11 protein-coding genes are annotated in these 14,312 nt (G+C 39.7%); all 11 read left to right on the top strand.

Annotation, left to right across the window (positions count from 1 at the left end):
- Positions 1 to 7: 7 nt before the first annotated feature.
- The 11 genes from FW778_RS14250 to traM all read left to right on the top strand — a co-directional run bounded on the left by FW778_RS14250 (position 8) and on the right by traM (position 14,310).
- Entirely contained in the window at positions 8 to 5,509 is a 5,502-nt protein-coding gene (locus FW778_RS14250) for a helicase-related protein (protein WP_150415423.1), read from the top strand.
- Between the two features lie 245 nt (positions 5,510 to 5,754).
- Positions 5,755 to 6,069, top strand: coding sequence for a DUF4133 domain-containing protein (locus FW778_RS14245; protein WP_150415422.1), 315 nt, complete (start codon positions 5,755 to 5,757; stop codon positions 6,067 to 6,069).
- Entirely contained in the window at positions 6,069 to 8,546 is a 2,478-nt protein-coding gene (locus tag FW778_RS14240; RefSeq protein WP_150415421.1) for a TraG family conjugative transposon ATPase, read from the top strand. Before FW778_RS14245 ends, FW778_RS14240 begins: the two co-directional genes overlap by 1 nt.
- 3 nt (positions 8,547 to 8,549) lie before the next feature.
- Positions 8,550 to 8,906, top strand: coding sequence for a hypothetical protein (locus tag FW778_RS14235; RefSeq protein ID WP_150415420.1), 357 nt, complete (start codon positions 8,550 to 8,552; stop codon positions 8,904 to 8,906).
- 5 nt (positions 8,907 to 8,911) lie between these two features.
- Complete coding sequence (locus FW778_RS14230; protein WP_150415419.1) at positions 8,912 to 9,574, top strand: conjugal transfer protein TraI; 663 nt, start codon at positions 8,912 to 8,914, stop codon at positions 9,572 to 9,574.
- A gap of 5 nt (positions 9,575 to 9,579) precedes the next feature.
- Complete coding sequence (locus FW778_RS14225; RefSeq protein WP_150415418.1) at positions 9,580 to 10,212, top strand: hypothetical protein; 633 nt, start codon at positions 9,580 to 9,582, stop codon at positions 10,210 to 10,212.
- A gap of 38 nt (positions 10,213 to 10,250) precedes the next feature.
- Positions 10,251 to 10,880, top strand: coding sequence for a TerB family tellurite resistance protein (locus FW778_RS14220; protein WP_150415417.1), 630 nt, complete (start codon positions 10,251 to 10,253; stop codon positions 10,878 to 10,880).
- Positions 10,877 to 12,046, top strand: coding sequence for a conjugative transposon protein TraJ (gene traJ, locus FW778_RS14215; protein WP_150415416.1), 1,170 nt, complete (start codon positions 10,877 to 10,879; stop codon positions 12,044 to 12,046). The genes FW778_RS14220 and traJ overlap by 4 nt, the downstream gene beginning before the upstream one ends.
- 8 nt (positions 12,047 to 12,054) lie before the next feature.
- Positions 12,055 to 12,672 (top strand): conjugative transposon protein TraK, encoded by a 618-nt coding sequence (gene traK / locus FW778_RS14210; RefSeq protein WP_150415415.1) that lies wholly within the window; start codon positions 12,055 to 12,057, stop codon positions 12,670 to 12,672.
- Positions 12,669 to 13,100, top strand: coding sequence for a hypothetical protein (locus tag FW778_RS14205; RefSeq protein ID WP_150415414.1), 432 nt, complete (start codon positions 12,669 to 12,671; stop codon positions 13,098 to 13,100). Before traK ends, FW778_RS14205 begins: the two co-directional genes overlap by 4 nt.
- Positions 13,090 to 14,310 (top strand): conjugative transposon protein TraM, encoded by a 1,221-nt coding sequence (gene traM, locus FW778_RS14200; protein ID WP_150415413.1) that lies wholly within the window; start codon positions 13,090 to 13,092, stop codon positions 14,308 to 14,310. Before FW778_RS14205 ends, traM begins: the two co-directional genes overlap by 11 nt.
- Positions 14,311 to 14,312 lie beyond the last annotated feature (2 nt).

Raw genomic sequence — 14,312 nt, 5'->3', positions numbered from 1 at the left:
ATGAGTCATGAGTTATAACAGCCAGCAAAAATTACAGGATAATATTATTGCTATAGGAATGGCGTTGGAATGGAAAGAAGGACAATTGCTTTCAGACAAAAATGTGCAGACCTTAAAAAAGTATGCCGGGTTCGGAGGGCTGAAGGCCATATTATTTCCAAAAGCACCAGTAGAAGAATGGAGGAAACTCAACGCTTCAAAAGAAGATATACAACTCTATCCCCAAGTGATGGCTTTGCATCAGTTATTGCAAAGTCATTTTAATGAAACGGAATATAAGCAGGTAATTGATTCGATTAAAAACAGTATTCTCACTGCATTTTATACCCCTGCCATAGTACCTCAAACTTTATTCAATATATTAAAAGAGCAGGGACTTAAACCTACAAGTATTTATGAACCCAGCAGTGGTGCAGGGATATTCCTAACGGAAGCAGTAAACGCTTTTCCGGATCTAAAAAATATTACAGCAGTTGAAAAAGATATGCTGACGGGACGGGTATTGACTGCTCTCAGCAGCTCGATTCCCGTTCCTGTTTCTGTACAGATCAAAGGTTTCGAAAATACTTCCCATGATGAAAACGGGAAGTTTGATTTAATAGTAAGCAATATTCCATTTGGAAATTTCCGGGTGTATGATGAAACATTACGCGATGAAAATTTATCGGGAAAGATTCATAACTATTTTTTCGAAAAAGGCCTGGATAAAATTAAAGAAGGCGGGCTGTTGGCCTACCTCACCACTGATTCGTTTTTAAACAGTCCATCCAACCAAAAGGCAAGAGAATATTTATTTACGCGTGCAGATTTTATTAGCCTGAATGTAATGCCTGATAACCTGATTAAGGATACCGGTAACACAGAGGCTTCCAGCCATTTGTTGATTGTTCAAAAAAATACAGGCAAAATCGATTTGTCGCATAGTGAGCAATTACTCTTAGATACTATTGAGTTAAACAACGATTATGGAGATTATCCTGTAAATAGTTATGTATTCAATCACCCGGAAATAGTTTTAGGTGATGAGATAAAGCCCGGCAAAAATCAATATGGTAAAGCCCATGAGACTATTTGGCAACATGGAGATATTAATGCAATAGGTGAAAAGTTAGCAGCGACGATTAGCGAGGGAATAGCTAAACGATTCGACAAAGAAAAATTTGTTTTAGAGGTAACGGCAAAAGAAAGGATTGCAAAAGGCAAGCAACTCACTTATCTGCCAATGCCTGAAAACAAGGCCGATAACTCTTCTGTGCAATTGGGTTTATTTGATGCTGCACCTGCAGCCAATATTAACCGGGCTATGGCCTATATCAATGACCTAGATGCTACTGTTGTTCAAAAACAAAGTGCCAGAATTTTAAACATTATTAAAACCAAAGACAAGCCGGATCATGAAGCCATTGTGATGCTTACCGCTAAATCATCAGGCTTTAAGCAATATGTTTATAAACTCTATTCTAATATAGGCGAAGTTCAATTCCCCGTTAACTGGATGAGCGCTTCCGCCATCCATCATGAGCTCAACGACTTATCAAACAAGTTACAGGAATACCCCCATCAATTTTATAACGAAGGGGAATCAGCGTTTCATGTTGCATTTAATAAAAGGGACGGACAATTAGATGAATTAACCAATCCGAATCCTTATCATAAAGATGGAACATTGATCGTCCACAATGGCAGCGTAGGTTTTGTTTCTTATGAAGCTTCTGAAAAAGAACACCCTGTTTTTATACCAGCCAGGGATGATAAAAAAGATATTGATTTTTATGAACAATATACCAAGGTAAGAGATACTTATTTACAGCTTGCCGATAATGAGAGCGAAGTATTACGAAAACAACTGAATGAATTGTACGATGCCATGGTATCTGGCTTTGGCATGTTGAATACTGCGTCTAGCCGTCACCGTATTATAAAGGATGAGGCATTTGGTTTTATGGTACTTGCATCCCTGGAAAGGAAAGAAGGAGATCAATATTTTAAAGCCGATATCCTTACGCAATCGCCTATACAGCAGGTGGCATTCCATACAGAAGATCCCTTAGAAGCTTTGGCAAAAAGCTTAAATGATAAGGGGGTAGTGGATCTTGATTTTATTGCGGCGGCAATTGGCGGTACAGAAAATGAAACCATTCGTGCATTAGGCGATCATATTTATTTGAACCCTGCAAACAAAGCCTGGGAAACTTCTGATCAGTTTTTAAGCGGTAATGTTGTGATTAAACTTGGTCTGGCAAAAGAAGCAGCAGAACAAGCTCCTGAAAATGCACAATTACAAAGAAGCCTGCAGGCATTAGAAAAAATACAGCCGGAAAAAATTCCATTTGAATTATTAGATTTCAATTTGGGCGAAAGATGGATACCACAGGAATATTATAATCGTTTTGCTTCGAGCCTTTTTGAACTGACTACAGAAATAAACTATTTTTCTTCCACCGATAATTTCAAAGTGAAGATTAACGGGAGCAATGCAAAAACCAACCAGGAATATGCTGTTACCACCAAAAGTGGCAAAACATCGTATGGCCATACTTTGCTTGAACATGCACTGGAAAATACTACTCCATTTTATACTTATGAGGTTGACTTAGGTGATAAAACCATCCGTGTTCCTGATAACGACGCTATACAGTTAGCGCATCAAAAGATTGAATCTATCCGCAACCATTTTACAGAATGGCTCAAAGAATTACCATCGCAAGATAAAAATGAAATAGAAAATCTCTATAACAACACATTCAACTGTTATGTATTGAGAGAATATGATGGAAGCCATTTACAATTTCCCGGATTAGATAAACAAAGATTAGGCATTGAAGACTTATATAGCTCCCAAAAAAATTCGGTGTGGCGTATCATTCAAAACAGGGGCGCCCTGATTGACCATGAAGTAGGCCTGGGTAAAACCTTAACGATGATCGTGGCAGCTCATGAAATGAAGCGCCTTGGAATTGTAAACAAGCCGGTAATACTGGCATTAAAATCCAATGTAAACCAGATAAGAGAAACCTATCGTAAGGCTTATCCCAATGCAAAATTGTTAGCGCCGGGAGAAAATGATTTTACGCCTGCAAAGAGAATACGGCTATCGCATGAAATCAAAAATAATAACTGGGATTGTATCATCTTAACGCATGACCAGTTTGGTAAAATACCACAGAGCCCCGAAATACAACAACAAATATTCCAGGCTGAACTGGATAATGTAGAGAAGGATCTGTACACCTTAAAACAAACGGGTGGAGAAGTCTCCAGGCGCATGCTGAAAGGTTTGGAAATAAGAAAAAATAATTTACAAATAAAGCTGAGTACGATTCTCAGGGATATCGAGCAAAAGAAAGACGCGGGTATCAACTTTAAGGACCTCGGGATTGATCATTTGTTCGTCGATGAATCACATAAATTTAAGAACCTCACATTTACCACCCGGCACGAACGGGTTGCGGGATTAGGCAATATGCAGGGCAGCCAGAAAGCTTTGAATATGCTCTTTGCCTTACGAACACTCCAGGAAAAATTCGACAGTGATTTATGTGTAACCTTTTTATCAGGTACCCCCATATCCAACAGCCTTACAGAAATGTATTTACTCTTTAAGTACCTGCGGCCACATGAAATGCAGCGACAGCAAATTGAAAATTTTGATGCATGGGCAGCCGTGTTCGCCAGGAAAACCGTTGACTTTGAATTTTCTGTTACCAATGAAATTATTGCCAAGGAACGTTTCCGTCATTTTATTAAAGTCCCTGAACTCGCGCTCTTCTATAATGAAATCACGGATTATAAAACAGCCCGCCATATCAATTTAGATAAGCCCGAACTCGATGAGCAATTAGTAAATATTCCGCCAACGCCCGACCAGCAGAAGTTTATTAAAAAGCTAATGGCCTTTGCAAAAACAGGGGATGGCGAATTAATAGGAAGGCCGCCCTTAACCAAAGAAGAAGATAAAGGCCGGATGCTGATTGCTACCAACTACGCAAAAAAGATGGCGGCAGATATGCGGCTTATCCATCCATTTATTTATGAAGATCATCCCAACAACAAAGTAAACGTATGCGCCAGGAAAGTAGCAGAGTTATACCAGTTAAGTAATCAACAAAGAGGCACCCAAATCATCTTTAGTGATATTGGGACGCCGAAGACTGATGCTTTCAATATCTATGATGCTTTAAAAGATAAATTAGTCAATCATTTTTCAATACCTACCCATCATATTACTTTCATTCACGACTGGACGGACCGGCAAAAGCCCGAGCTGTTCCGCAAAATGAACAATGGTGAGATAAGAATATTGTTGGGTAGTACCGAAAAGGCAGGCACCGGTTTAAATGTTCAGCGAAACGTTATCGCGATGCATCATTTGGATATTCCATGGAAGCCTTCGGAACTGGAACAAAGAAATGGCCGGGGTGCAAGGCAGGGAAATATCCTGGCGAAGCAAGCGTATGGCAATAAGGTAAAGAATTACATCTACGCGGTTGAGCAATCACTCGATAACTATAAGTTTAACCTATTGAAGAATAAGCAAACTTTTATTAGCCAGATGAAAAACTGTGAGCTGAATGTACGGACGATCGATGAAGGCGCTATTGACGAAAAAAGCGGGATGAATTTTTCAGAATACATCGCTATTCTTTCAGGAGATACCACGCTCCTGGAAAAATCTAAAATGGAAAAAAAGATTGCCGTGTTGGAGAGTTTAAGAAATGCCCATCATAAAGAAGTCATAAGATCAAGATTTCAATTGGAGAGTTTCGAAAGAGATAAAGAGACAACCAGCCAAACTTTAAGTAAGCTTACACAGGATGAGGTTAGCTATAAAAGCCAGTTGCAATTTGATAAAGAAGGGACGAAGATTAATTCAATACAATTAGATAGTTTCAACTCTGCGGACCCTGAAGCCATTGGAATTTATTTGATTAAACTTTCCGCAACATGGAAACCCAAAACCGCGGAAGATAATACCCAGAAAATGGGTACGCTCTACGGATTTGATTTATATATCCGAAGTCAAAAGGAAACGTATGAAGACAAGGGGATGTTTGAATACCGCTATCAGAATGTTTATTATGCTGAAAGTAGTAAAACCGGGATAAAATATACCTGGAACCAGGGGCATATCAATATTGATAATCCAAAAATTGCAGCAAGGCATTTTTTGAATGCCATCGACCGGGTGGACACATTGAAAGAAAAATATCAAAAGAACCTGCAGGAGCTGGAACAAAATATTCCCATGTTACAGCAATTAGTTTCAAAGCCATTTGAAAGAGAGGAAGAACTATCGCAATTGAAAAAAGATGTTTCAAAATTAGAAAGAGAAATTTCTATAAAGATCCAGGCGAATCAAATGAAGCAACATAACGCACCAGATGATAATACAGTTGAAATAAAAGAAGCGCCTGTTATAAAAATGGAGTATAAAGAATTAAAAACGGAGAACAGTTGCTTATCAGAAAAAGAAATCCCTCAACGAAAGAAACGGAGTTTGAGGATTTAAAATATTAGTAATGACGACAAGCGTATACGCAATCAATAAAGGCAGTTCACTTTCGATTCACTTTGGTTCACCCAAATGGCTTTTATGGCAATGTAAATTGCTTCGGGATTTGAATTATGAAACGGGTTTGTAAATAAAAATATTTTTTGCAGAATACGGATCATAGTGTGAAAGAAGGCTTGTAAAGGATATGAACTTTGTGTCCTGTTCTTTTTAAAAATGCGGCAGAAATTAAAATGTTAGTAATGAGCACGAGTGTATATAATATCAATAAAGGAGTCAACAAACCCATCGAATTTAAGGGTTTGAAAGCCCAGTATATCTGGTATTTGGGAGGTGGATTATTGGGCCTGCTGATCCTGTTTGCGATTCTCTATATCTGTGGCGTAAACACATTTGTTTGCCTGGGATTGATTGTAGCACTCGCAACAGGATTATTTATGTATGTGTACAAGCTCAGCCGTACTTATGGGGAACATGGAATGATGAAGAAAGTGGCCAGGAAAGGCGTTCCGAAATTAATCACCTGCAGAAGCAGGAAAATATTTATGAAACAGTAATGGAAAAGCAATTAGAAGACATATTGCCGGTTATGGGTGTGGAGCACGATGCTATTTTATCAAAGCAGGGTGATATTACTGTTGGATTCAAAGCAGGCTTGCCGGAGATATTCACCTTATCAGATAAGGATTATGAAGCTTTTCACCAGGCATGGATCAAGGTCATAAAAGTTTTACCCCGCCACAGTGTTTTTCATAAACAAGATTGGTTTATTGATTGTAAATACCAGCCTGATTTTTTGAGCGAAGACCAATCCTTTTTATCCCGCAGCAGCGAACGTTTTTTTAATGAACGTCCTTATTTAGCGCATACCTGTTACATCTTTCTAACGAAGAAACCTGTGGGAAGAAAAGTGGCTAATTCACTTTTTTCAAATTTAATAAGAAGATCCATTGTGCCCGAGCAAACCCTGAAGCCGGCCATGTTGCAGGATTTTTTGGACAGCGTGGGGCAGTTTAAAAAGATACTGGAAGACAGTGGGTATATTCATCTGGAAAGATTATCCAATGAACAATTATCAAGTACGAACCAACGGGCAGGCGTAATCGAAAAGTATTGTTTCCTCTCCGAAGGCGATCGCATCATCATAAAAGATATTTCATTCAAAGAAGGCATAAGGGTGGGAAATCAATGGGCACAAATCTATACGTTGGCTAATGCAGAAGATCTTCCGGCTTTGTGCGGGTCGAGGATCAATTATGATAAATATTCCACCGATAAAACGAAGTTCTCTATTGGCTTTGCTTCACCGCTCGGGCAGCTCTTACCGTGCAATCATATTTTTAATCAATACATTTTTATTGATGATTATAGAAAGACCATCCAGAAGCTCGAAAGTAAAAGATTACGCCTGCAAAGTCTCAGTGCCTATTCAAGAGAAAATACTATCGGAAGAGATGCTACGAACGATTATTTAAATGAAGCGATCTCGGGTCAACGGCTTCCTGTAAAGGCACATTTTAATGTGCTCGCCTGGACAGAGAATTCAGAAGAACTAAAGGATATTAAAAACCTGGTGAGCTCAGCATTAGCACAGATGGATGCCGTCCCCAAACAGGAAGTGGATGGGGCACCACAAATCTATTGGGCAGGGCTGCCCGGTAACGAAGGAGACTTCCCGATGAATGATACGTTCGACACATTTGCAGAACAAGCCTGTTGTTTCCTCAATCTTGAAAGCAATTATTATTCATCGCTTTCACCTGTTGGAATAAGGCTGGGAGAAAGGCTTACCGGCAAGCCGGTTCATGTTGATATTTCAGATGAGCCGATGAAGAAAGGAATCTGCACCAATCGTAATAAATTTATTCTCGGGCCATCAGGAAGCGGTAAATCTTTTTTTACCAATCATATGGTGCGCAGTTATTATGAGCAGGGAACCCATGTGGTATTGGTAGATGTTGGGCATAGCTATAAAGGCTTATGTGATATGGTAGGCGGGTATTACTTCACTTATGATGAAACCAATCCCATTCGTTTCAATCCATTTTATATCGGTGAGGGAGAGGTGCTTGATACAGAGAAAAAAGAAAGCATTAAAACATTGCTTCTGGCTCTCTGGAAGAAAGACAATGAAAATTTTAATCGAAGTGAATATGTAGCGCTGAGTAATGCCTTGCAGCTTTATTTTGAAACCCCATCCCGGCCTTCCCCTGAAGGGGAAGGAGGCATCTTCAGATGCTTCGATACGTTCTATGAATTCCTGCAGACTGATTTTGTACAGGTATTACAAGATGATAAAGTAAAGGATAAGGATTTTGATATCTCCAACTTCCTGTATGTGCTTCGGCCATATTACAAGGGCGGCGAGTTTGATTATTTATTAAACGCCAGGGAGAACCTCGACCTGTTACAACAGAGGTTTATCGTTTTTGAGCTCGACAATATCAAAGACCACCCCATTTTATTTCCTGTAGTAACGATCATCATCATGGAAGTTTTTATTTCCAAAATGCGCAAGCTGAAAGGTGTCCGCAAAATGATCCTGATAGAAGAAGCCTGGAAAGCGATTGCGAAGGAAGGCATGGCAGAATACATCAAATACTTATTTAAAACAGTTAGAAAGTTTTTTGGCGAAGCTATCGTGGTAACCCAGGAAGTGGAAGATATTATTTCGTCACCGGTAGTGAAGCAGGCCATTATCAATAATTCAGATTGCAAAATTTTGCTGGACCAATCCAAATACCAGAACAAGTTTGACCAGGTACAGGAATTGCTGGGCCTGACCGAAAAGGAAAAAGCGCTCGTGCTCTCTGTCAATAAAGCCAATGACCCGGCAAAAAAATACAAAGAAGTTTTTATCTCTCTCGGTGGAATGCTCTCGAGGGTATACCGGACAGAAGTTTCTATGGAAGAATATTTAACCTACACCACGGAAGAAAGTGAAAAGGTAAAAGTGCAGGCTTATGCTAAAAAGTATGGCGACATGAAAAGAGGGATTGCTGCTTTGGCGAACGATTTAAAAAATAAAAATTAAAATATGAAAAAGATATTATTCTGCTGTTGGTTGTATGGCTGTAGCTCGCAGGTGAACAATAAAAATTTTATTTCGGGTATCTATTGCCGTGAGGTTACCAACGAATATAGTATAGGCAAAGATACATTGGTGATTGGCCCAATTAACGAGACTACGTATTCTATTATTCATAAAGCGACTTACCAACGAATCAAAGAACGTCATTTGTTACCTCCGGAAAGAAAATTTGAAAAATGGACAGCCAGTTACGATGAACATAATCAAACATTAAATGAAAATAAAAGAGGTAAGATTTTTTTATTTGATGCCTCAAAAGATATTTTGCTGGTAGGCAGCAGTATCTACAAAAAAATAAAATAGAAAACATGAAAAAGCTGTTGGTGTGTATAGGTTTCTTTTTGTTGGGAATGACGGCCAGTGCACAGGACCCGATCCTTGATGTGATCAAGGCAGGGATAAAGAAGGCAATTATTGCGGTTGATCTTAAAATACAACGATTGCAGACCAAAACGATCTGGCTGCAAAATGCACAAAAGGTTATTGAAAATGCTATGTCCGAACTAAAGTTAGGGCAGATCACTGATTGGGTACAAAAACAAAAGGATCTGTACCAGGATTATTTTGATGAACTCTGGAAAGTGAAGGATGTGTTATCGTATTATCACCGCATCAAAGAAATTACGCAGCAGGAAGTTTCTTTAGTTAAGCAATATCACTCCGCATGGAACGGGGTCAGGCAGGACGGGCATTTTACCGCAAATGAACTCCTTTATATCGGACAGGTCTACACCGGCATCCTGGCGGAGAGTGTAAAGAACCTGGATCAGTTGGCGCTCGTCATTAATTCCTTTACGACTCAAATGACGGACGCGAAAAGACTCGAAATCATTAATAAAGCGGCAGACGGAATGCAGCAAAATTATGATGATCTCGTGCAATTTAATTCCCGCAACATCGGGATTTCGCTACAACGTTCCAGGGATGAAAATGATATTAATGTAGTTAAACTCTTATACGGAATACAATGAAAAAAATGCGTTTGCTCTTTATTGTTATGTTAGCCGTGCAGATCACTGCTGCGCAAACTTATGACGAATGGTTCCGGCAGAAGAAAACACAGTTGAAATATTTAACCGAGCAGATCGCGGCTCTGCAGGTGTATGCAGGTTATGTCGAAAAAGGTTATAAAATAGCAAAGAATGGATTAGATGCGATACATGCCATTAAACAAGGTGATTTCTCTTTGCATGATAATTATTTTTCTTCTTTGAAAAAAGTCAATCCTGCCGTTAAAGCCTATTCGAAGATTGCCGCAATCGTTGCCATGCAAATTAACATAATAAAGACCTGCCATCAGCAGAAATTAAATATGAGTAGCAGCAAACAATTTAACGGTAATGAGATAAGCTATGCAGGAACAGTTTTTGAAAATGTATTGAATAGCTGTACGGATATCACCGATCAATTAATTGTGATTACAACGGACGGCCTTTTACAAATGAAGGATGATGAACGGATCGAACGGATTGATCATTTATATAATAATATGCAAGATCGGCTTTCATTTGTTCAGCATTTCGCCAATGAAAATAATATGCTTGCTATTCAAAGAATGAAAGATCAAAACGACGTAGAAGTTGGCAAGGAGTTATATGGGGTAAAGTAATAGGTTATAAGTAATAAGTGATAATTAAAATGTGGGGTATGAAAAAGTGTGTGTGGATTATAGTAATGATAATTTTTATAAAAAGCCATAGTTATGGCCAAACACAGGAGGCTAAACAATTGCTGCTGGACGTTGGGAAGCTGGTCCAGCTAAAAAACATTTTAATGGACCTGAAAAAAGGATATGAGATTGTGTCCGGGGGCTATACAGCTATTAAAAATATTTCAGAAGGCAATTTCAATTTGCATAACATCTTTCTCAGCAGCCTGCTGGAAGTAAGCCCTGCTGTAAAGAAATACAAGCGGATCGCAGATATTGTTTCAACACAATTAAAGATTGTGTCGCAATATAAATCAGTATTGCGGCAACTCAAAGCCAGTGGCAAGTTTACCATTTATGAAATCACCTATATCCAAAATGTTTATTCCAATCTTTTTAACCAATCCTTAAAAAACCTGGATGCGCTCGCTACGATTGTTACAGCAGGCAAAATGCGCATGTCTGATGATGAACGATTGTCGGCCATAGATAATGTATGGAAGGAAGTAGATAACGAATATAACTTTTTGCAGCATTTTAATAACCAGGCTAAAGTGCTTGCCCTGCAAAGAGCCAAAGAGCAGAATGATATTTCAACCATAAATCAACTTTATAATGTGAATCAATGAAAAAGTGGGTAAGGGTGATCTTAACGATCGCGGTGGGTATGATGCCAAAGTTAATTTTTGCACAAGGCGTCTCTGATGAAATCGGCGGACTTCAAAAAGTATTAGACCAGCTTTTTGACGAGATGCTTCCGCTGTGTTCTCAATTAATTGGCGTGGGGCGTGGCCTTGCAGGATTTGCGGCTATATGGTATATCGCTTCACGGGTGTGGGGACATATATCAAGGGCCGAGCCTATTGATTTTTATCCCTTGTTCCGTCCTTTTGTAATTGGTTTTGCTGTGCTCGTTTTTCCTTCTGTCATTGGCATGATCAATGGCGTTATGAAACCTACGGTGACAGCGACCGGTGCTATGGTAGATAATTCCGATAAAGCCATCGAATTATTGTTGAAACAAAAAGAAGAGGCGATTAAGCAAACAGACGTATGGCAAATGTATGTAGGAGAGAGCGGGAGCGGAGATCAGGATAAATGGTATAAATATACCCATCCCGGTGAAGACCCAGCGGATGAAGGCTGGCTCGAAGGGATCGGCGATGATATTAAGTTTGCCATGGCCAAAGCCTCCTATAATTTCCACAATTCCATTAAAGAATGGATGAGTGAGGTATTACACATTCTGTACCTGGCGGCAGCGCTGTGCATCAATACCATCCGTACATTTTACATGATCGTGCTGGCAATCCTCGGGCCATTGGTATTCGGACTGGCCGTCTTTGACGGTCTCGGCCATACCCTCATGGTGTGGGTAGCCCGATATATTAATATTTTCCTCTGGCTTCCGGTAGCCAATATTTTTGGAAGCATTATAGGAAAGATCCAGGAAAAAATGATTGCACTGGATATCCAACAGATCAATTCTTCGGGCGACACCTTTTTCTCCGCGACTGATACAGCCTACCTCATTTTCATGATCATTGGGATCATTGGTTATTTCACCGTGCCTTCGGTGGCCAACTACATCGTCAATGCGGGAGGTGGCAATACACTTTTGTATAAGGTGAGCAATGTATTTTCTTCTACAGCTTCCTCAACCGTGAACACCCTTTCGTCGGGGGCCGGAATGGTCGCTGACTCCATGGGCAGTGCTGCCAATAAAATGAGCAACAGCATGAGTAATACCGGGGTGTCCGATGGATATTTTAAAGATAAATTAACTGGTAAATAAAATGAATCATGTTTAGGCAGGCCAAAAATATCGATAGCGCTTTCAGGCAGCTACGGTTGTTTTCTATCCTTGTAATAATTTCCTGCTGCCTGATTTCCTGTTATGTAATTTATAACTGCTACAAGTCCACAGTGGCCGTTCAGTCGCGGATTTACATCCTGGCAAATGGGAAGGCATTGGAAGCGTTTGCGGGTGACCGTAAGGAAAATATCCCGGTTGAAGCAAGAGATCATGTGAAGATGTTTCATACTTATTTTTTTTCCCTTGATCCGGACGATAAGGTAATTCAGTCTAACATCAATAAAGCCCTTTACCTCGCAGACGGATCCGCAAAGAGGGTATATGAAAGCTTAAAAGAAAATAATTATTACACCGGTATTATATCCGGAAATGTGAGCCAGGAAATTACGGTTGACAGTGTCCGGGTAAATACGAAGGTCTATCCCTATTACTTCAGGTGCTTTGCTACTGAAAAGATCACCCGTATAACGACCATCACTACCCGGAGTTTAATCACGGAAGGTTACCTGCGTAATGTATCCCGGTCGGATAATAATCCGCATGGTTTTTTAATTGAAAAATGGAATACGATTCAAAATAAAGATTTAAAAACAGAGAACCGGTGAAACTATTTAAAAGAAAAAAAGATAAAGAGCTGTATCCCTTTATAAGCAGGTTTTTAATACGCCTTAATCAAAAGTTATTGACATGTGCAAACTATCTCCAACAAAGGACTAATAATTTTTCGAGGCGTAAACGGATCCTGCTTCTATTCGTAATTTGCCTTGTCTTCGTTACAGAAAGCGCCGTAGTAGTTGTTAAGAGCCTGCAAAGAGATGATAGCGTTCTTATAACGGTCGCGCCTATACGGTTAATTGCGCCGACTCCCCGTAGTCATACTTTTTTTCCAGGAAATGAATATAAAAGAATTGAACAGTTTAAGCAATTGCTTAATAGTAATAAAAACTTCCGGGACAGCATTCTCGCAGCCCGGCCTTACCTGATGGATACCCTTAATTATTTACAAAAAATCTATAAACAACATGAAAAATAATAATGCACGAAAGCAAAAAGCATTGTTGATTTTACCCTTAGTGGTGATTCCTTTTGTAACACTGGCGTTCTGGGTTATGGGCGGCGGAAAGGACCAGGCAAAGGAGCAAATTGATCCGTCGGGATTGAATATGCAGCTTCCCGGTGCCCATCTTAAAGACGATAAGGGTGAAAATAAGCTGGGCTTTTATGATGAAGCAGAAAAAGACTCCGAAAGGATCAGGCAAGAAATCAAAAGTGATCCGCTATTTCAAACCGCCGTCCCGAAAGACACCGGCTATTCATTTTATGGTCACAAAACATTCGATTTAAAGCCGGGAGATTATAAAGACTCCAATGAAGAAAAAGTGTACGCAAGGCTTGCTGAACTTAATCAACAATTAAATAATAATGCAAATACAACAACCGTGAGTCCGGAGCAACCGAAAGTTATTTCGGTAAAGAAAGAAGATGTTGACCGGCTGGAAGGTTTGATGCAACATGTGAATGATGACTCTGGGAGGGATCCTGAAATCGAACAATTAAACGGGATGATGGATAAGATTTTGGATATACAGCATCCGGAAAGGGTTAAGCCCTTCCCTTCGGCAAGCGCAGGGCAGGCTGAGCTCAAGGTGACAACACAGCTGTTGTCTGTAAGCCGGCAATCCGCACAGGCTTCAATAGGCTTAATTGATACTATAGTAAAAAAAGATACTTCTGCCGGTTTTTATGGATTAGAACCTGAAATCGTTTCAGAAAAGCAAAATGCAATTGAAGCGGTTGTGCATGAAAACCAGGTGCTGGTTTCCGGTTCGGTAATCAAGCTAAGATTGCTGAATGATATAACTATCGATGGTACAACTATTCCTAAAGATAATTTTGTTTTTGGCACTTCCTCTCTAAATGGAGAAAGACTCAAAATTGAAATTCATTCCATCCGGTATGGCCATTCATTATTCCCGGTAAACATGGAAGTCTTTGATATGGACGGGTTGCCTGGTATTTATATTCCTGGCGCTATCACAAGAGACGTAATCAAGCAATCATCTGATAATGGTTTGCAGGCAATGGATATGACTTCCATAGACCCTACGCTGAAAGCACAGGCAGCAGCAGCGGGTATCAATGCGGCTAAGACTTTGCTAAGTAAAAAGGCAAAACTAGTCCGGGTATATGTAAAGGCTGGTTATAAAATTCTTTTAAAAAACAAAAATATTCAACAACAATAATA

It is taken from the genome of Ginsengibacter hankyongi, from assembly GCF_008710285.1.
Taxonomy (GTDB): domain Bacteria; phylum Bacteroidota; class Bacteroidia; order Chitinophagales; family Chitinophagaceae; genus Ginsengibacter; species Ginsengibacter hankyongi.
This window is presented reverse-complemented; position numbering and strand designations above follow the sequence as displayed.